The sequence below is a fragment of the Erythrobacter sp. A6_0 genome (assembly GCF_017744235.1).
Taxonomy (GTDB): domain Bacteria; phylum Pseudomonadota; class Alphaproteobacteria; order Sphingomonadales; family Sphingomonadaceae; genus Qipengyuania.
The window spans coordinates 451991-471498 of the sequence record NZ_JAGHQR010000002.1; the positions used below are offsets into that span (position 1 = coordinate 451991).

18 protein-coding genes are annotated in these 19508 nt (G+C 65.8%); 12 read left to right on the forward strand and 6 right to left on the reverse strand.

Annotated features, from left to right (window positions below; all coding sequences use genetic code 11):
- Positions 1 to 5: 5 nt before the first annotated feature.
- The 8 genes from J7347_RS07870 (at position 6) to J7347_RS07905 (ending at position 9794) form a co-directional block, all read left to right on the forward strand.
- Complete coding sequence (locus J7347_RS07870) at positions 6 to 443, forward strand: secondary thiamine-phosphate synthase enzyme YjbQ (RefSeq protein ID WP_067677976.1); 438 nt, start codon at positions 6 to 8, stop codon at positions 441 to 443.
- A gap of 23 nt (positions 444 to 466) precedes the next feature.
- Positions 467 to 1267 carry a transglutaminase family protein gene (locus J7347_RS07875; RefSeq protein ID WP_067677974.1) on the forward strand — a complete coding sequence of 267 codons (801 nt, stop codon included), beginning with the start codon at positions 467 to 469 and terminating at the stop codon, positions 1265 to 1267.
- 102 nt (positions 1268 to 1369) lie between these two features.
- The gene (gene zwf / locus J7347_RS07880; protein ID WP_067677971.1) at positions 1370 to 2812 is read left to right on the forward strand and encodes a glucose-6-phosphate dehydrogenase; all 1443 of its coding nucleotides are present in this window, start codon (positions 1370 to 1372) and stop codon (positions 2810 to 2812) included.
- A complete protein-coding gene (gene edd / locus J7347_RS07885) occupies positions 2802 to 4619 on the forward strand; it encodes a phosphogluconate dehydratase (protein WP_067677968.1) in 1818 nt (605 codons plus the stop codon). The genes zwf and edd overlap by 11 nt, the downstream gene beginning before the upstream one ends.
- Positions 4616 to 5599: a glucokinase gene (gene glk / locus J7347_RS07890; protein ID WP_067677965.1), complete on the forward strand. Its 984-nt coding sequence runs from the start codon at positions 4616 to 4618 to the stop codon at positions 5597 to 5599. The genes edd and glk overlap by 4 nt, the downstream gene beginning before the upstream one ends.
- A gap of 29 nt (positions 5600 to 5628) precedes the next feature.
- Complete coding sequence (eda, locus tag J7347_RS07895) at positions 5629 to 6222, forward strand: bifunctional 4-hydroxy-2-oxoglutarate aldolase/2-dehydro-3-deoxy-phosphogluconate aldolase (RefSeq protein WP_067677997.1); 594 nt, start codon at positions 5629 to 5631, stop codon at positions 6220 to 6222.
- Positions 6219 to 9002 carry a phosphoenolpyruvate carboxylase gene (locus J7347_RS07900; RefSeq protein ID WP_209161576.1) on the forward strand — a complete coding sequence of 928 codons (2784 nt, stop codon included), beginning with the start codon at positions 6219 to 6221 and terminating at the stop codon, positions 9000 to 9002. The genes eda and J7347_RS07900 overlap by 4 nt, the downstream gene beginning before the upstream one ends.
- Before the next feature lie 102 nt (positions 9003 to 9104).
- Complete coding sequence (locus J7347_RS07905; protein WP_209161577.1) at positions 9105 to 9794, forward strand: L,D-transpeptidase family protein; 690 nt, start codon at positions 9105 to 9107, stop codon at positions 9792 to 9794.
- 3 nt (positions 9795 to 9797) lie between these two features.
- Here the strand turns inward: J7347_RS07905 and tilS are convergent, their stop codons facing one another.
- From tilS to J7347_RS07930, 5 genes are all read right to left on the reverse strand, one after another.
- Complete coding sequence (gene tilS / locus J7347_RS07910; RefSeq protein WP_348521586.1) at positions 9798 to 10661, reverse strand: tRNA lysidine(34) synthetase TilS; 864 nt, start codon at positions 10659 to 10661, stop codon at positions 9798 to 9800.
- Positions 10662 to 10758: 97 nt separating this feature from the next.
- Complete coding sequence (locus J7347_RS07915; protein WP_067684240.1) at positions 10759 to 11667, reverse strand: hypothetical protein; 909 nt, start codon at positions 11665 to 11667, stop codon at positions 10759 to 10761.
- 103 nt (positions 11668 to 11770) lie between these two features.
- Positions 11771 to 12670 carry a helix-turn-helix domain-containing protein gene (locus J7347_RS07920; protein WP_209161578.1) on the reverse strand — a complete coding sequence of 300 codons (900 nt, stop codon included), beginning with the start codon at positions 12668 to 12670 and terminating at the stop codon, positions 11771 to 11773.
- Positions 12671 to 12768: 98 nt separating this feature from the next.
- Complete coding sequence (gene ptsP, locus J7347_RS07925; RefSeq protein WP_067684237.1) at positions 12769 to 15039, reverse strand: phosphoenolpyruvate--protein phosphotransferase; 2271 nt, start codon at positions 15037 to 15039, stop codon at positions 12769 to 12771.
- Between the two features lie 99 nt (positions 15040 to 15138).
- Positions 15139 to 15294 (reverse strand): YdcH family protein, encoded by a 156-nt coding sequence (locus J7347_RS07930; RefSeq protein WP_082851505.1) that lies wholly within the window; start codon positions 15292 to 15294, stop codon positions 15139 to 15141.
- Between the two features lie 179 nt (positions 15295 to 15473).
- Here J7347_RS07930 and J7347_RS07935 point away from each other — a divergent pair, with 179 nt between their 5' ends.
- Both J7347_RS07935 and J7347_RS07940 read left to right on the forward strand, forming a co-directional pair.
- On the forward strand, positions 15474 to 15683 hold the full coding sequence (locus J7347_RS07935) for a DUF465 domain-containing protein (RefSeq protein WP_067684234.1): 210 nt from the start codon (positions 15474 to 15476) through the stop codon (positions 15681 to 15683).
- A gap of 103 nt (positions 15684 to 15786) precedes the next feature.
- Entirely contained in the window at positions 15787 to 16245 is a 459-nt protein-coding gene (locus J7347_RS07940; protein WP_209161579.1) for a DUF1465 family protein, read from the forward strand.
- A gap of 30 nt (positions 16246 to 16275) precedes the next feature.
- On the opposite strand, the gene J7347_RS07945 is transcribed toward J7347_RS07940, so the two are convergent.
- The gene (locus J7347_RS07945; RefSeq protein WP_209161580.1) at positions 16276 to 17739 is read right to left on the reverse strand and encodes a glycerol kinase; all 1464 of its coding nucleotides are present in this window, start codon (positions 17737 to 17739) and stop codon (positions 16276 to 16278) included.
- A 97-nt stretch (positions 17740 to 17836) separates the two neighbouring features.
- Here J7347_RS07945 and J7347_RS07950 point away from each other — a divergent pair, with 97 nt between their 5' ends.
- Both J7347_RS07950 and J7347_RS07955 read left to right on the forward strand, forming a co-directional pair.
- Positions 17837 to 18709, forward strand: a complete 873-nt coding sequence (locus J7347_RS07950; RefSeq protein WP_209161581.1) for an MBL fold metallo-hydrolase — start codon at positions 17837 to 17839, stop codon at positions 18707 to 18709.
- Positions 18694 to 19395 carry a DUF4230 domain-containing protein gene (locus tag J7347_RS07955; protein ID WP_209161582.1) on the forward strand — a complete coding sequence of 234 codons (702 nt, stop codon included), beginning with the start codon at positions 18694 to 18696 and terminating at the stop codon, positions 19393 to 19395. The genes J7347_RS07950 and J7347_RS07955 overlap by 16 nt, the downstream gene beginning before the upstream one ends.
- Positions 19396 to 19508: the final 113 nt, after the last annotated feature.

The window sequence follows — 19508 nt, forward strand, 5'->3', positions numbered from 1 at the left end:
GCCCGATGCACTGCACCACGATCCTCACTGTCGATACGCCCGGCCGCGCGATGCTGGAGATCACGGGCGACGTCACGGACTGGGTGAGCGGCTCGGGTGTCATTGAAGGGCTTCTGACGGTCTTCTGCCGTCATACTTCGGCCAGCCTCGTCATTCAGGAGAATGCGGCTCGCGCAGTCCGCTCCGATTTTCTCGCCTGGCTGGACCGCATCGCGCCTGAAGGCCCCGATTACGACCACGACGATGAGGGGCCGGACGATATGCCCGCCCATCTCAAGATGGCGCTGACGGGCGTTTCCTTGGCAGTTCCGGTGGTGGGCGGTCGTCTGGCGCTCGGCACATGGCAGGGCATCTTTCTCGTCGAACACCGGGCCCGGCCGCATACTCGCGAGATCGCGCTCCATCTTTCCGGCGATCGACCGGACGAATTAGCGAAACCCTAATCCCCCTCACGCGTAAGGAGAGCGTGAGTATCTCCATCCATACCCGTTTCGCGTTCTGCCTCGACCGGCCGACCGACGTCCTCCTCCAGTTCGAGGCGGCGGAGATTCCGGAACACGAGATCCTGTCGAGCACGCTCGACATGACCGCGGCCGAGCATCGCGCGCATGTTCCCGCTCAGGACGATATCGGCACGCGCATCTGGATCCGCGCCGAGGGCGATTTCGAAGTCGATTACCGCGCCGAGGTTCGCCCCTGCCGCCAACTGGCCAAGCTCGAAACGCTCCAGCCCATCCTGCCGCACGACATGCCGGGCGAAGCGGTGCAGTATCTGTTCGATTCCCGGTACTGCCCGGCGGACAAATTCCAGAACTTCGTCGAGGCGGAGTTCGGCGGCACGACCGGGGGCGCGCGGATCGCGGCGATCAGGGACTGGATCGAGGCCAATTTCTCTTATCAACCCGGCGTCAGCGATGCGCGCACCGACGCGCTCGACAGTTTCGTGGAACGGCGCGGCATCTGTCGCGATTACGCCCATGTCCTCGTCACGATGGCCCGCGCAAGCACGATCCCCGCGCGCTATGTCGCGTGTTACGCCCCCGGGGTACAGCCGCCCGACTTTCACGCCATCGCCGAAGTGTTCCTGTCCGATCCCGAAACCGAAGGCGGCGGGACCTGGCAATTGGTCGATGCGACCGGAATGGCCGATCCGGCGGAAACGGTGAAGATCGGCGTCGGGCGCGATGCCGCCGATGTCAGCTTCCTGACCAGCTTCGGTCCCAACCAGTTCCGGCGCAGTTCGGTCGAGGTTTCGCGCACGACTTGAAGATAGGCTCTCGGATCGGGATGATGAATATGTATGCGACGTGCTGGTCTCGCGCGAGCCAGACTGATAGCCCGGCGACACAAAATCAGGGGAGACGAGAGAATGGGCTTCACGGCTGACCGGCTGCTTCTGTTCGGAGCCACCGGCGACCTGTCGCAACGCATGCTCCTGCCGTCGCTGTGCGCGCTGCATGCGGACGATCTGCTGGCACCCGATCTCAAGATCGTCGGCACCGCAAGATCCGAGATGACGACGGCGGAGTTTCGCAATTTCGCCCGCGAGGCGCTGGAAAAGCATTTGCCCGCCGGGCGACGCGGCGGCGTCGGCACATTCCTCAACCGGCTGACCTACGAAGCCGTCGATGCGACGACGCAGGACGGATACGATCGCCTGGCGAGCCAGGTCGATGGCGATCGCGAAGGACTGGCGATCTTCCTGTCGACTGCGCCCAGCCTGTTCCAGCCGACCATTTCCGGGCTCGCGCAAGCGGGGCTGACGGGCGAGCGAGTGCGGATCGGGCTGGAAAAGCCGCTCGGCACCGATCTCGCCTCAAGCCAGGAAATCAACGATGCGGTTGCGGCCGAATTCAGCGAGAACCGGATCTACCGGATCGATCATTATCTCGGCAAGGAAACGGTGCAGAACCTCCTCGCCCTGCGTTTCGGCAACATCCTGTTCGAACCGGTGTGGAATTCCAATTATATCGACCACGTCCAGATCACGGTGGCGGAGACGGTCGGGCTGGAATCGCGCGTCGCCTATTACGACGACAGCGGCGCCCTGCGCGACATGGTGCAGAACCACATGCTGCAACTCTTGGCGCTCGTTGCGATGGAGCCGCCGACCAGCTTCGACGCGACCGCCGTGCGCGACGAGAAGGTCAAGGTGCTGCGCGCCCTGCGCCCGGTCGCGCCCGACGACACGGTGACCGGCCAGTACCGCGCGGGCGCGGTCGGCGGGCAGGCGGTGCCCGGCTATGACGAAGAATTGGGCAAACCGTCCGACACCGAAACCTTCGTCGCGATAAAGGCGCATGTCGACAATTGGCGCTGGAAGGGCGTGCCCTTCTACCTGCGCACTGGCAAGCGCCTGCCCGAACGCGTGACCGAAATCGTAGTCCAGTTCCGCTGCATCCCGCATTCGATCTTCGCCGGGCGCGGCGCAAAGACGTTGCCCAACCGCCTCGTAATCGGAATCCAGCCCGAAGAAAACATCCAGTTTTCGCTGATGGCGAAAGTGCCCGGCCTAGACCGCGAAGGGCTGCGCCTGCGCCAAGTCCCGCTCGACGTGACGATGCCGCACGCCTTTTCCGACAAGGTGCGCCGGATCGCCTACGAACGCCTGCTTCTGGATCTCATTGAAGGCGATCAGACGTTGTTTGTGCGGCGGGACGAGGTCGAGGCGCAATGGGAATGGATCGACGCGATCCGCGCAAGCTGGGAAGAAGGCGGCGAACAGCCCAAGACCTACACATCCGGGAGCTGGGGCCCCAGCGCCGCAATCGCCCTTACCGAACGCGACGGAGTGAGCTGGCATGACGAATAAGCCGCTGAACAACACCATCCACCGCGTGACGCAGCGCGTGATCGACAATTCGCGTGATGGCCGCCGCCGCTATCTCGATCTGATGGACCGCGAGGCGGATCGCCAGCCCGATCGCACGCAGGTTTCGTGTTCCAACCTCGCCCACGCCTATGCCGGCGTTCCCGAAGACCAGAGCGCGCTGACCGCTGCCAAGGGCCCCAATATCGGCATCGTAACCGCCTATAACGACATGCTGTCGGCCCATCAGCCCTATGGCCGCTATCCCGAGAAGATGAAGATCTGGGCGCGCGAGGTCGGCGCCACGGCGCAGGTCGCGGGCGGAACTCCGGCGATGTGCGACGGGGTGACGCAGGGCGAGGACGGGATGGAGCTGTCGCTGTTCAGCCGCGACGTTATCGCGCTCAGCACCGGAGTGGCTCTCAGCCACCAGATGTATGACGGCATGGCCCTGCTCGGTATTTGCGACAAGATCGTGCCCGGCCTGATGATCGGGGCGCTGCGCTTCGGCCATCTGCCCGCGATCTTCGTGCCCAGCGGCCCGATGCCGAGTGGGATCCCGAACAAGCAGAAACAGGCCGTGCGCCAGCTCTATGCGGAGGGCAAGGCGGACCGGGCGCAATTGCTCGAAAGCGAGATCGCCAGCTATCACTCGCCCGGCACCTGCACGTTTTACGGCACCGCCAATTCCAACCAGATGATGATGGAGATGATGGGTCTCCACGTGCCCGGCGCGGCATTCGTGCCGCCGGGTGTCTCGCTGCGCCAGCAGGTTACGCGCGCTGCGGTGCACCGCCTGGCGGCAATGGAGCGCGAAGGAGACGATTACCGTCCGATGGCGAAGGTCGTCGACGAAAAGGCAATCGTCAACGCGGCGATCGGCCTACTCGCGACCGGCGGATCGACCAATCACGCGATCCATATCCCGGCAATGGCGCGGGCGGCGGGGATCGCCTTCGACTGGACCGATCTCGCCGAACTGAGCCGTGTCGTGCCCCTGGTCGCGCGGGTCTATCCCAATGGATCGGGCGATGTGAACCATTTCCACGCCGCGGGCGGCATGGCCTATGTGATCGGCACGCTGCTCGACGACGGGCTGGCGCATGGCGACATCCTGACCGTTTGGGATGGCGGGTTCGAAGCCTATGCCAGGGAACCGGTGGAGGCCGAAGACGGCCTCGAATGGCGCGATCCGGGCGACAGCGGCGATGCCGAAATGTTGCGCCCCGCCAGCGATCCGTTCCAGGCCGATGGCGGGATGCGGCTGGTGGAAGGCAATCTCGGCCGCGCCTGCTTCAAATCCTCCGCCGTGGAGCGCGAACGCTGGACGGTGGAGGCGCCCTGTCGCGTCTTCGAAACACAGCACGCGGTCAGCCAAGCTTTCTCCAAGGGTGAACTCGACCGCGACGTGGTCGTGGTCGTGCGCTTCCAGGGCCCGCGCGCCAACGGCATGCCCGAATTGCACAAGCTCACGCCCGCGCTCGGCGTGTTGCAGGATCGCGGTTATCGCGTGGCGCTGGTCACGGACGGGCGCATGTCCGGCGCCAGCGGCAAGGTACCCGCGGCGATCCACTGCACGCCCGAAGCGCTCGGCGGTGGGCCGCTGTCGCGCCTGCGCGATGGCGACATGGTCCGCGTCTGTGCCGAGACCGGCGAATTGTCGACCACTGCCGATCTGTCGGGCCGCGAGCCCGCTCCGCATACCGACGATCAGGTCGGCGTCGGGCGCGAACTCTTCGCCATGTTCCGCATGAACGCCGATGGGGCCGAACAGGGAGGATCGTCGATGCTGGCGATGGCTGGATTATGACCGATCTCGTAGCCGTGGATATCGGCGGGACTCATGCCCGCTTCGTGATCGCCAGCGTGGCGGAAGATGGCTCGATCTCGCTTGGCGAGCCCGAAACGCTCCACACCAAGGACCATGCCAGCTTCCAGACCGCGTGGGAGGATTTCCGCGAACGGTGCGGCGGGTCGCTGCCGCCGCGCGCGGCCTTGTCCGTGGCGGGGCCGGTCGGCGGCGAAGTGATCCGCTTCACCAACAATCCCTGGATCATCCGCCCGTCGCTGATGCAGTCCAAGCTGGGCGTCGATCAGTTCACCATCGTCAACGATTTCGCCGCCGTCGCCCATGCGGTGGCGCGCGCGCCCGACGATCAGTTCCTGCACATTACCGGCCCCGATCGCCCGTTGGCGAGCGAAGGCACGATCAGCCTGATCGGCCCCGGCACCGGCCTCGGCGTCGCGCATCTCTGGCGCTCGGGCAGCGAATATCGCGTCACCGCGACCGAGGGCGGACATATCGATTTCGCACCCCTCGATTCGATCGAGGATGCGATCCTCGCCCGGCTGCGCAAATCGCACAACCGCGTCTCGATCGAACGCGTCGTCTCCGGCCCCGCCATCGGCCCGATCCGCCAGACCCTCGCGGCGATGGAAGGCCGTCCGGTCACGGAAGAGGACGATGTGACACTCTGGACACGCGGGATGGAGGACAGGGACAGCCTGGCCGCCGCTGCCGTCGATCGCTTCTGCCTCTCGCTCGGCAGCGTGGCGGGCGATATCGCCCTGGCGCAGGGCGGGTTCGGCGGCGTCGTGATCGCAGGCGGGCTCGGCTATCGCCTGCGCGACCATCTGCCGCGTTCGGGCTTTGCCGAACGCTTCCGCGCCAAGGGGCGCTTTTCCGAATTGATGGCGGACATTCCCGTCAAGCTGATCGTCCACCCCCAGCCCGGCCTGTTCGGTGCCGCCGCGGCCTTTGCCAAACAGCATTTGGAGACCGTTTCGTGATCTCATCCGACCGCACAATCGCCGATATCATGCGCCTCGCCCCGGTCGTCCCCGTGATCGTGGCGGACGATGTGGAGCATGCCGTCCCCCTCGCCCAAGCGCTCGTCGCAGGCGGATTGCGCGCGCTGGAAGTGACGCTGCGCACTCCCGTCGCGCTCGACGCGATCCGCGCGATGAAGCAGGTCGATGGCGCAGTGGTCGGCGCGGGCACGGTGACCAATCAGGAAGATCTCGCCGCGGTGATCGAAGCGGGCGCGGAATTCGTCGTCTCGCCGGGGCTTACCGAACCGCTGGTCAAGGCGGCGGCGCGCGAGCGCGTTCCCTTCCTGCCCGGCATCGCGAACGCAGGCGATATCATGCGCGGGCTCGATCTGGGGCTCGACCATTTCAAGTTCTTCCCGGCCGAAGCATCGGGCGGCCTCCCCGCCCTCAAAGCCCTTGCCGCGCCGTTCCATCAGGTGCGCTTCTGCCCGACCGGCGGGATCGGGCCCGACAATGCCAAAGACTGGCTCGCTTTCGATCCCGTCCTGTGCGTCGGCGGCAGCTGGGTCGCCCCGCGCGGCAAGCCCGATACGCAGAAGATAGCGGCCATGGCCCGCGAGGCGGCGGAGCTTTCGGCATGAGCATCGCATTGAAAACCGTCGCCGATCTGGTCTCTCGCCTGCGCGAACTGCATCGCCGCACGCAGGAGACCCCGCTGTTCAATCCGGTGTTCCAGCTCTCGCTCGACCTGTCGCGCGCCATTGAGGCGGGCGAATTGTCGCTCGACGAGTGCGAGGTGCTGCTGGGCGAACTCGAATGCGAATCGATCAAGAGCCGCGCCGGGCGGCTGCGCACGCTGGTCGCACCCGTCACGCCCGAGGCGAATGACGACGCCTTGAAGGGCGACAGCGCCGATTTCGCTGCCTTTCGCGAGCGGTGGGAGAACCCCGCCCTCCACGCCGTGTTCACGGCCCACCCCACCTTCCTGCTCCCCCCGGCACAGACCGACGCGGTGGCGCAGGCCGCCAGCAGCGATGCGCCCATATCCGACGCGCCTTGCGCCGCCTCGACCGAGCGGCGGGCGATCACACTGGGCTACGAACACAGCGAAGCGATGAGCGCGATCGCGCGCGCGCAGGATGCTCGCGACCGGATCGTCGGCACCGTGCTGGGCGAAGCGGCGGAACGCTGGAGCGAGGATTGGCGCGCCCTCCAGCCGATGCCGTTCCGCTTCGCCAGCTGGGTCGGCTACGACATGGACGGGCGGACCGATATCAAATGGTACCATTCGATCGGCTTCCGCCTGGCCGAAAAGGCCCAGCGGCTCGAACGCTACGCCGCCTCGCTGAAAGCGATCGACAGCGGACACGGTTTGGCCGGGAACCTGTCGCGCGCCGCCGATGAAGCGCGCGCCCGTGCTGAGGATTTCGCCAGCGACCTGACCGAACCCGAAGCGCTTTCCGCCGCTGCCAATCGGCTGACCGCCGATCATCCCGACAAGCTGACCAGCCTCGCCCCGATTATCGAGGCGCTCGAAGAAGAGGCTGAGGACGCCGCGAGGGACCGTGCCATCGCGCTCAAGACACTCGCCGCCGCCATGCGGGCGGACGGGCTGGGCATGGGCTGGATCCATTTCCGCGTGAATGCCAGCCAACTCCACAATGCGATCCGCCGCCGGATCGACCCGGACAATACGCTCGATCTCGCCAGCCAGGGCGCGATCGCGGTGCTGCGCGACATCCTCGCCAAGGTGGAGCCGCTCAGAAGCAATTTCGGCGCGCTCGCGATCGAAAGCAGCACGGCGATCCGCCAATTCCTGGCGATGGCGCAGATCCTCGAACACGTCGATTCCGACGCGCCAATCCGTATGCTGGTGGCGGAATGCGAACAGCCCGCCACCGTGCTGGCCGCACTCTATTTCGCCAAATTGTTCGGCATCGCGGACAAGGTCGATGTCTCGCCGCTGTTCGAAACCGAAAACGCGCTCGAACATGGTGGGCGCTTCCTCGACGCGCTGCTCGCCGAAGACGCCTTCCGCGAGTATGCGCGGGCACGCGGCCGCATCTGCATCCAGACCGGGTTTTCCGATGCGGGCCGCTTCGTCGGCCAGGTTCCCGCCAGCCTCGCGATCGAGCGCCTGCAAGGGCGCTTGGCGGACGCGATGGCGGCAAACGGACTGACCGACACCGCCGCGCTCATCTTCAACACCCACGGCGAAGGGATGGGCCGCGGGGCACATCCGTCATCCTATGAAGACCGGCTCGCCTGGCCGTTGAGCGAATGGGCGCGCCGCCGCTTCGTGCGCGCCGGGATCCGGCTGGAACCGGAAGCGAGTTTCCAGGGCGGGGACGGCTATCTGTTCTTCTCAACCCCCGAACTCGCGCTGGCCACGCTGACCCGGATCGCGGAGCTCCGCCCGTCGGAAACCGATCCGGACGTGCCCGCCGATCCGTTCTATCGCCGCACCGATCTCAGCCTCGATTTCTATCGCGCGGTCCGCACCCACCAGCGCGAACATCTCGAAAGCCGGACCTATGCCCGCGCCGTGACCGCATTCGGCCTCGGCCTGCTCAACAGCACCGGCAGCCGCGTCTCGCGCCGTCAGGGCGATCTGTCCCGCGATCGCGAGATGAGCCTGCGCCAGATCCGCGCCATCCCGCACAACGCCATTCTCCAGCAACTCGGCTATCCGGTGAACATCCTCGCCGGGATCGGTAGCGCGGCTGAGGGCAATTACGAGGCGGTGGCCGAACTGCTCGAATCGAGCGCGCGCGGACGCCAGATCGTGCGTCTCGTGCGCGCGTCCAACGCGCTTGCCAGCATCAAGACGATGGCCGCCTATGGCGAGCTGTTCAATTCCGCCTATTGGGCGAGCCGCCCCTATCGCGGGACAGAGCCGCATCTGGCCGCCGCATGCGAGATGCTGGCCGAATACCTCACCAAGGACGATCGCAACGGGGTGTTCCGCCGGCTCGTCTCGCGCCTGCGCGTCGATGGGCTTAAGCTGCATCGCCTGCTCGACATGCTGCCCGACGAAAACCCGCTGGACGATCGCGAGGATACGCGGCGGATCATCGGCGCACTTCAGGCGCTGCGCCTCGCCCTGCTCCAGCACATGTTCCTGCGCGCGGTGGCCATCCCGCCGTTCAGCCGCGCGAACGATGTCGACCGGAACGACGTGCTGGAAATGGTCTTCACCCTGCGGATCGACGAGGCGCTGAAGGAATTGCGCCGCGCCTACCCCACCAGCTTTCCCCGACCCGATGATTTCGACCTCGATGCGACGAGCGATTATCCGGATGGGGCAGGCGAAGGGTACAGCCAGATCGGGCGGGACTATATCGATCCGATCGAACGCGCGCATGCCCTCAATCTCAGGATCGGCATCGCTATCGCCAATCTGTTCGGCGCGCATGGATAGGTCTTAACCCTACCGGTTAACCCTCCGGTTGCAGCTGTCCCGGCATAGGCCGCATTCTCGCGCGATCTGGATTTTCGCGCGGGTGAGAGCTATATGGTGCCTATGAACGCAACGGTGAAATGGATCGGCGGCGGAACCCTTGCCCTGGCCTTTGGGCTGGGCGCGCTGGCGTTCGGCAGCACCATGCTCGACAGTCCGGCGGTGGCGGAAGAGACCGCGCCGCTCGCCGCCACGTCTGCGCCTTCCGCTTCGGAAAAGCCCGTCGGCGTTCATGGCGCGCTGGCCGCGAAAACTATCGCAGATATCGAGCGGCGCGCGAACGAGCCTTTCGTCATTAAGAGCATTCTGCCCATCGAAGGGCCGATGAAATACGGTGAATGGCACTGGAACACCGATGCCGCGCCCGAAACCGGCAAGCTGGTCGTGACAGTGGATCTGGAAGCGCGCACCGTGTCGGTCTTTCGCGACGGTTACGAAATCGGCGCGGCTGTCGCCATGCTGGGGACCGAGCTGCACCCGACGCCGACCGGTAAATTCCCGATCCTGACCAAGGAACGCCACAACGTCTCCGAAAAATACGGCAACGCACCCATGCCCTGGACGCTGCGCCTGACATGGGACGGGATCGCCATCCATGGCGGGTCCGAAGTCGAAAACGGTTATGCCAGCCATGGTTGCATCGCCGTGCCAGATCAGTTCGTGTCGAAACTGTTCGACATCGCCAAGAAGGGCGACACGGTGATCATCACCAATGGCGAACGCATCGGCGTGGGCGACAGCATCGCCAGCTGATCGCTACCCGGTCCGGCGCGGCGGTTCGGCTGCGAAGGTCCAGACATCCTTCCTCGCGCGCGCCATCACACCGGCCAGGGTGCCAGCCCCGCCCTTTTCGAGTTTGGCGATGGTATCCGCGACTTGCGACAGTTCGGCCTCGCCACCGAATTCAGCGATGATCCGCTGCACCACGCGCTTGCGAATCAGGCTTGGCCCCTTGGGACGGTAGCGCAGGGCGCCTTCGTGCCGCTCGACACATTCGGCCCATTCCCGCGCTGCCAAGATGTCGAAGGCTTCCTCCGCTTCGGCGATATGGGCTGCGCTTACGGCCAGGGCGGTGACATCGATCCAGTCGCAATCCCGCAACGCCTCGCGCATGCGGACGCGATCGAAACGGCGATCCGCATTCGAAGGGTCTTGCACCGGATCGACACCTGCCGCCACAACGACGTCCATAAGCTCGGCACGACGCCAGCCCAGCAGCGGTCGCACCAACGCCGCTGTGCCGCCCGGAATTCGAGTGGAAGGCCGCACCCCCGCCAGCCCCGAAAGACCGCTGCCGCGATTGAGGCGCATCAACAGCGTCTCGGCCTGATCATCTGCATGGTGCGCCGTGGCGATCGCCGAGAGACCGCGCGCCGCCGACCATTCGTCCAGCGCCGTGTAGCGCGCCTGCCGCGCCCGATCCTGCGTGTTGCCGGGTGCGACTGCGACAGACAGTATGGCATGAGGGATGCCCAGATCGACGCACAGGCAGGCGACGAAATCGGCCTCCTGCGCACTTTCCGCCCGGAGGCCATGATCGACCGTCGCCGCTTCGACCCGGCCCGGCAGCGCCGCGCGAGCCAGCAGCAGCAGCGCCAGACTGTCCGGCCCGCCCGACACCGCGATACCCAGCTTCGCGTCCGCCTGCTCGATCCCGCTCCAGACAGAAGCGAGATCGCGCGCGAAACGCTGGATCAGGCGTGGGTCGGGCGCGCTATCAATTACAGGTGACTTTCGCGCGGTTCGAATCGTACTGGCTCTTCAACCGCCCGGCGGAGAGCGCCGGATAGGTCTCGTTGAACTCCGCCAGCGCGATGCAGGCCCGGCTTTCATCGTCGAGCGCGATCATCGTTTCCGCAAGGTATAGCAGGCTGTCCCCGGCGCGGGCCGCAGCCTTGTCGGCCTGGTAATTGCGCAGGAACCACGGGGCGGCTTCCTTGGCCTTGCCATCGTCGAGATAGGCCCGACCGAGAAGGTTGCGGCCATAGCTGATGCGCGAATGGTTGGGATAGCGTTCGACGAACATCGTCAATTGCTGCTGCGCTTCGGGATAGAAGCCTGCATCCCACAGGCGGAAACCATAGGAATATTCGTCGTCGCCCGCATCATCGGTCTGAGGCTTGGCGATCGCCTGAACTGCGGCCACACGCGCGGGATCTGGCCGCGCAGCGGCTGCCGGAGCGGGCGTGGTTGCCGTAGAACCCGATGCGCCGGTAGAAGAAGGCGCAGGCAGCGCCGCCGAAGAGCCGCCACGGTTTTCGAGCGCTTCAACCCGTTGCGTCAGCTCACGCACGGCGAACGAGCCTTCCTCATATTGCGAGGTCAGCCGCTGGATTTGGCTCTCCAGCGCATCGAGACGCGCCAGGATATCCGTGACGGCGGTGGTCGAAGGCGTTGCGACGGTCGCAGCGTTCTGGCGCGGCTGACCGGTGATCTCCGGCTCGAAATAGCGGCCTTCCGAACCCGGAAATACGCGCCTTTGCAGCGCGCGCACTTCGGCTTCCAGCTTGCGCAGGCGCGCTTCGTCATTGTTGTCCTGCGCGAAGGCAGGCACCGGCGCCGCGAGAACCGCGAGCGCGCCCGCCCCTACAGTAAGGAAGCGCGAAATGCGCGCGATCGTTGCCATCTCAATCCCTCCAGCCAAAATGCTTAACGAAGCGGTGCCGTATCCGCGCTTTGCTGTCGAGGGGATGAAGCGCCTTATCCCATCCGCTCTGCGCGTTTGCGGCCTATTGCGCGCCCGGCTGCGCGGCGATCGGCGTACCAGCCGGGCTCGGCGAAGCGCTCGGGGCCGGGTCTTGTCCGCGCGTCAGCAGCGCTTCGGCGGAAACCGGCACGTCGCGCACGATCTCGTCCTCTTCGGACAATTTCGGCACCGGACGCCCGCCGACCGTGATCGCCAGGGCGTAGGGCCGGCCAGTCCAGACCTGCGGCCCTTCGGCATCGCGCGGGATGGTGAAGCTCTCCCCTTCAGCCATTTGCGCCTGATACAGCTCGGCACCCGACGCATCGTAGAATTTGACCCAGGTATCGGGCATTTCCGACGTGAACACGACCTCCGCATTCGGATCGATCGCCGGGGTGGCGGACGCATCCGGAGCCGCGCCGGTTTCTGCCGCCGCGACCTGCGTTTCTTCCTGAAGCGGTGCCGGGCCGAGGCCGGGCGAGAAATAGGTGCGATAGAAAGCGAAGCCGCCGATCAGCAGCAGGACCGCTGCGAGCGCGCCCAGCCATGCGAGCTTGCCCGAAGGGACGCGCGCCGGATCGCCGGGTTCGAACTTGGCCGGGGCCGCCCGGCCCTGCGTCTCGTCCTCCGCCAGTTCGGCGCGCACCTGATCGAGGATCGCCCGCTCGTCCAGATCGAGCATGCGGGCGTAGCTGCGCGCAAACCCTATCGCATAGGTTCGCGATGGCAGATTGCCGTAATCGCCCGCCTCGATATTTTCGAGATGGCGTTGGGGAATACGCGTTTCGGCGGCGACCTGCGACACGTCGAGTCCGCGCGCCTCGCGCGCAGCGCGCAATTGCGCGCCTGCGGTATCCGGCGCAGTCGCACTGGCCGTTTCCGGCGTGAATTCGCCGTGATCCTGTCCGTCGCCGTTCGATCCGGCGAGAGTTTCGTCCTGCATTTCGTCCCCGATAGACGGTGTGACCCCGTTCCGCATACCAAAGCGGCGCGGAGGCCGGCAAGTCAAGCGCAGTGACGTCGGCCGGACCTCATCGATCGTCAATCGGTGTCGATATCGCGCTCTGCCGCCCAGTGGCGCAGGGCAGCGCGCATATCGGGCGGCGGGCTGGCCAGCCAGGTCTGCATAGCGGCGGTGATCTCGGCCAGATCGACCTTGCGGACCAGTTCCTTGATCGGACCGACGGAAGCGGGCGTGATCGACAGGCGGCGGATGCCGATGCCCAGCAAAGCCAGCGCTTCCAGTCGCCTCCCGCCCATTTCGCCGCACACGGCGAGGTCGATTTCGTGCCCTGCCGTTCCGCGTACGACCCGCGCCAGGAAGCGCAGGATCGCCGGGCTCAACCAGTCGTAGCGTTCCGCGAGCTTGGGATTGGCGCGGTCGGCGGCGAACAGGAACTGGGTCAGGTCGTTGGTGCCGATCGACATGAATTTGAGGCGCGGCAGCAATTCGTCGAGCACTTCGGCGAGCGCTGGCACTTCGAGCATCGCGCCGTAGCGGATGTCCTCGGGCAGCGGCTTTCTCTGCTTGCGCAGCCAGTCGAGCTGCTCGTCGAAGACCAGCTTGGCCGTGTCGAATTCCCACGGTTCGCTCACCATCGGGAACATGACGTTGAGCGTGCGCCCCGCCGCCGCTTCCAGCAGGGATCGGGCCTGGGACTTCATCAATCCCTCGCGCTCCAAAGCGAGCCTCAGCGCCCGCCAGCCCAGAGCCGGGTTCTCGTCATGCTCCGCGATGTCGGAACTGAGATAGGGCACCGCCTTGTCGCCGCCGATATCGACGGTGCGGAAGATCACCGGCTTACCCGCCGCCGCGTCCAGCACGTCCTTGTAAAGCCGCGTCTGCCGGTCGCGCTGGGGCAGGGTTGAAGAGACCAGGAACTGAAATTCGGTGCGGAAAAGGCCGACGCCGTCCGCCCCGCTCATCGCCAGCGCGCTCATATCGTCGCGCAGGCCTGCATTCATCATGACCGTGATGCGCGTGCCGCAGCGGGTGAAGGGTTCGACGTCGCGCAGCTCGGCATAGGCGGCCTGCCGCTCGCGCGTCTTGGCGAAGCGCATGTCGAAGGCTTCGCGCATCTGCGGCGAGGGGCGCAGCGTGATCGCGCCGTTATCGGCATCGACGAGGATTTCCTCCCCGTCCGAAACCCGTCGCATTAGACCCTTGGCGCGCCCGACCACGGGAATGCCCATCGCGCGGGCCACGATCACCATATGCGCGGTGAGCGAGCCTTCCTCCAGCACCACGCCCTTCAGCCGGCGCCGATCGTATTCGAGCAGTTCGGCCGGGCCCAGATTGCGCGCGACCAGCACGGAATCGCGGCGCAGCCCCTGCCCCGCCGCCGTGCCGATCTGGCCCGAAACGATGCGCAGCAGGCGGTTCGACAGGTCTTCCAGATCGTGCATCCGGTCAGCCAGCAGGGGATCGTCGATCTCCCGCATGCGCATACGCGTGCGCTGCTGTACGCGCTCGATCGCGGCTTCCGCCGTCAGGCCGGAATCGATCGCTTCGTTGATGCGACGGCTCCACCCTTCGTCGTAGGCGAACATGCGATAGGTTTCGAGCACCTCGACATGCTCGCCGCCCTTGCCGAATTCGGGCTCCTTGCCCATCGCGTCGATCTGGTCGCGCATCTTGTCGAAGGCGCGATAGACGCGCTGGCGTTCGGCCTCGATATCGTCGGCGACGACCTGCGTGATCTGGACGCGCGGCTGGTGGAACACCGCCAGTCCCGCGCCCAGCCCCTTGACCAGCGCGAGCCCTTCGATGATTTCCGGCCCGGTCTCGATCTCGCCCAGAAGCAGCGCGTGCTCCTCGTCCACCATCTCGGCATTGGCGATCAGTTCGGACAGGACCATCGCGGTGGTCTGCAACGCTTCGATCTCGACATCTTCGTAGCGGCGCGGATCGACATGCTGGACGCACAATGTGCCGACCGCGCGTTCGCGATGGACGATCGGGACGCCGGCGAAGGAATGAAATTTCTCCTCGCCCGTTTCGGGGCGATAGAGGAAGTCGGGATGCGCCTTCGCCTCGGCGAGGTTCAGCGTCTCGATATTGCTGGCGATGATCCCGTTCAAGCCTTCGCCGAGGCCCAGCTTGGTGACATGGACCGCTTCGGGGTTGAGGCCGCGCGTCGCGTAGAGTTCGAGCACCCCTTCGCGCAGAAGGTAGATCGAGCAGACTTCGCTATCGAGGCTTTCGCCGATGATCTCGACCACCTGATCGAGCTTGCCCTGCGCGTGCATGCGCGAGGCCATCACCTCGTGCAGGCGAGTCAGAATCTGGCGGGCGCTGGCGGCGGCGGTCATGGCATGCTGCTATAACACGCTATGACGATTTGGAAGCGTATCGTCCGTCCCAGCGGACGGGGCCCGCCCCGCCGCCGCCGCGCTTTCCTGTTCGATCGCTCAATGGGCGGCGATTTCTTCCTTCAGCCTGAGCTTCTGACGCTTCAATTGCTGAACCATCGCCACATCGGGCGCGGGCCGCGCCTGTTCCTGTCGCAATTTCGCTTCCAGGCCGGCATGCTTGGTACGAAGGGCATCGATATGGGATGTTTGCATCGGGCAATCTCCTTTCAGGGTCGAAAAGCCGTTACGGCATCGACTCGCCCCTGCGGAGCGAGCCGCGCCATGCAAATGAAACACACAGATCTTAATTTGGTAACCCCGCATATTGCAAAAATGGCCGAGCTGTCCGATTTGACCGGCGAGCCGAGCGGGTCGGTTATGGGGATATCGCGATGACCGAGCAGGAGCTGAGGAAGCGGCTGGAAGGGCTGCGCAGCGAACACCGCGATCTCGACGCGGCGATCCACGCCTTGACCGAGGCGGGCGCGCGCAGCGGAGCGATCGACCAATTGCAGATCGCGCGCCTGAAGAAGCGCAAACTGCGCATTCGCGACCAGATCGCCGTGGTGGAAGACCATCTGATCCCCGACATCATCGCCTGATCGCCGCCTTTCCCGACATGGCCCGACACGGGCCTGCGTCCAATTCGGGGACGCTGCGGTCAAAGCGGTGGAAATCGCCGCATCGTACCCTTACCTCGCAGGCATGACGATTTCCGCAAGCGCCAGGCGCCAGATCATCGAAGATGTCTATCAGGATGCGCTCGTGCTGGCGGACGAAGCGCGGGCGGCGTTCGATTCGCGCAGCGGTGCGGGGGCGATCGATCTCGACGAAGCGGCCAAGGTCGCCTTCTCGATCGAAGGACTGCGCACGACCACCCGCCTGATGCATCTGCTCGCCTGGCTGCTCAACCAGCGCGCGTTTCTGGATGGCGAATTGAGCGAAGCCCAGGTGCGCAAGAACGGTCGGCTTCCCGAGGAACGGCCCGCCCTTCCCGGCATGGTCAGGCGGCTCGATGCGCACACGCAGGATATCGTTCGCCAGAGCGTGCATCTCTACCAGCGGGTCGAACGGCTCGATCGCGATTGGAACGCACCGTCGCGCGATTCGGCGAGCCCGGTCGGCGCGATGCAGGGGCGATTGCAGCAGGCCTTCGCCGGATAATGCCAACGGCGGGCCGGGCCGGATAGCGGCCTAGACCGCCGCCAGCGCCTTGCGCCAGCGGACCAGTCGCTCGGCACGCGCAGCTTCGTCGATCCGCGGCGAAAAACAGCGGGCGGCGCCGCGCATTGCCTGCGCTGCATCGTCGAGCGTGGGATAGAGGCCCGCCCCCACCGCCGCGCAGAATGCCGCGCCCAGCGCCGTCGTCTCGACGAAATCGGGCCGTTCGACGGCAATTCCCAGCATGTCCGCCAGATCCTGCGCCATCCAGTCATTGGCGGCCATGCCCCCGTCGATGCGCAGCATCGACCAGGGCGCGCCATCGGCGGCGAAAGCGGCGGCGAGATCGTGAGTCTGGTGCGCCATCGCCTCCAGAGCGGCACGGGCGAGCTGCGCGCGGCCGCTGGCAAAGCTCAGACCCGCGATCACCCCGCGTGCCTCCGGCAACCAGTGCGGCGCGCCGAGCCCGGCCAGAGCGGGCACGATCAGCACTTCGCCGCTATCGGGAATGGAGCGGGCCAGTTCCTCCGTCTCGGCGGCGCTGGCGATAAGACCCAGGCCGTCGCGCAGCCACTGGATCAGGCTGCCCGCGACGAACGCCGCGCCTTCGATCGCGTAAATGCGCTGCCCGTTCGTCTGGCACAGGACCGTGCCGAGCAGGCGATGGGTCGAGCGCGGGATGGCCGCGCCATTATTGGTCAGGACGAAGGCGCCCGTCCCATACGTCGCCTTGGTCTCTCCCGGCACCAGGCAGGCCTGGCCGATCGTCGCGGATTGCTGATCGCCGACCAGGCCGCAGATCGGGATCGCGCGCCCGAACCATTCGCTGGAACATTCCGCCAGCGGGCCATGCGTATCGACCACGCGCGGCAGGCTGCTGCGTGGCACGCCGAACAGGTCGCACAACCCCGCATCGAACTGCCCTTCGTCGAGCGGCAGGAGAAGCGTGCGGCTGGCATTGCTCGCATCGCTGACATGCGCCCCTTGCGCCAGTTTGAAGACCAGCCAGCTTTCGACCGTTCCGAAAGCGAGGTCGCCCCGCTCGTTCGCGCCGCGCACCGCCTCGTCGTTATCGAGCAGCCAGCGCATCTTGGTGGCCGAGAAATACGGATCGAGCAGCAGGCCGGTTCTCGCCTGGACCTCCGCCTCTTGCCCGCTCTCTTTCAGCGTGGCGCAGAAATCCGCCGTGCGGCGATCCTGCCAGACGATCGCGCGCGCCAGCGGTTCTCCGCTTGTCCTGTCCCACGCCACCACGGTTTCGCGCTGATTGGTGATCCCGATCGCGGCCACACACGCCCCGTCATCGCCGATGGCCTCGCGCGCACAGGCGAGCGTCTTGTCCCAGATTTCGCCCGCGTCGTGTTCCACCCAGCCGGGACGCGGATAATGTTGCGTCAGCTCGCGCTGCGCCGTGCGCACCAAAGTGCCGTCGGCGGCGAACAGGATGGCGCGCGTCGAGGTCGTGCCCGCGTCGAGGACGAGGATATGTTCTCCCATGAAAGCTCTTGTGGCGCGCCACGCACGATTGCTCAAGCGCGGAGCGATCCGGCGTGACGGCTCGACACGCTCCCTCCCCGCCGCCATAGGCAGGGGCATGGCTGGTCTTCCCCCGAAACCCTGGCCCACCGGCGAAGCGATGACGCTCGAACCGCTGGTGCGCCGCGTGCTCGCTCCCAACCCGTCGCCCTATACCTATACCGGCACGCAATCCTTTATCGTGAGTGCGGGCGAAGGGTGCGCGGTGATCGATCCCGGCCCCGATCTTCCCGAACATGTCGAGGCGCTGCAGACCGCGATCGGCGAGGAGACGGTGCTCGCCATCCTGTGCACGCACACGCATCGCGACCATTCGCCCGCCGCCCGCATGCTCGCCGAGCGGACCGGAGCGCCCGTGATGGGCTGCGCGCCGCTGGTCCTTGCCGATAGCGGTGCGCGTGCCGATGCGTCCTTCGACCGCGACTACGCGCCCGACCGGGTGATGGCGGATGGGGAGGCGATGTCCGGTCCGGGCTGGACTCTGACGGCGATCGCCACGCCCGGCCATGTCTCGAACCACCTGTGTTTCGCTCTGGAAGAGACCGGCGCTCTCTTCACCGGCGATCACGTCATGGGCTGGTCCACCAGCGTCGTGGTGCCGCCCGATGGGGACATGGGCGATTACATGCGCAGCCTCGAAAAACTCTACGCGCGCGAGGACCGGGTCTATTACCCCGCCCATGGCGATACGGTCGGAAAACCGCGCCAATTGGTGCGCGGGATGATCGGCCATCGCCGCCAGCGGGAGAACCAGATCCTGCGCCTGCTCGGCGAAGGACCACGCAGCGCGGCACAGTTCGTGCCCGCAATGTACAAGGGGCTGGACGAAAAACTGCACAAGGCGGCGGAGATGTCAGTCACCGCGCATCTCATCGATCTGGAACGCCGCGGGCTGGTCGCTCGTTCTGGTGAACAATGGCGAACGATCTGAAAACGCGCGACGCGCGCGGCACCGACAGCGATATCCTGCCCGGCACGAGGCGCGAACAGAACCTCGCCAAGGTTCAGGCCGTGCCGTGGCTGATCGTGATCGCGCTGCTGGCCGCCGTCGCCTTCCTGACTTATCGCGCGTTCTTCTATCAGGAAGAGGGCGATCCGGTGGGCAGCGCCATGCTGGCCTTCGAGAAACAGAATTCGCTCACCGTGTTCAGCTCGCGCTTCGAAGTCGTCGCCGAAAGCGAGGATACGCGCGGCGTGATGGGCGTGCCCGTACTGCGATCCCGCCAGGCGACGATCGTTCCGGCGAGCGTGGAATACCGGCTCGACCTGTCGGGCATGGAACGAGGCGATTTCGTCTGGGACGAGGCGGGCGACCGGTTGACCGTAACGCTGCCCCAAATCCAGACCAGCCGCCCCAATATCGACGAAGGTGCCGCGCGTGTGTTCACCGAAGGCGCTTACATAACGCGCGACGCGGCGCAGGATCTCGCCCGCAACAATTCGCAGCAGGCCGAACGCAAGGCCAGCGCCTTTGCCAAGAATCCGGAAATCCTCGCCCTCGCCCGGCAGGCCGCACGCCAGGCGGTGCGCCAGAATTTGACGATCCCCTTACAGGTCGCAGGCTATGACAATGTGACGGTGGATGTCCGGTTCGAAGGGGAAGATGCCGCTTCCTAAACGCGCCAGCTCTTGAACGCGTCAACTCTTGAAACCAGCAGGCGCGGAACGCCCTCGCCCTCCGCTCCGTTGCCACTATAAGCGCCCCAATCAATCCTTACGGGAAACCGAAC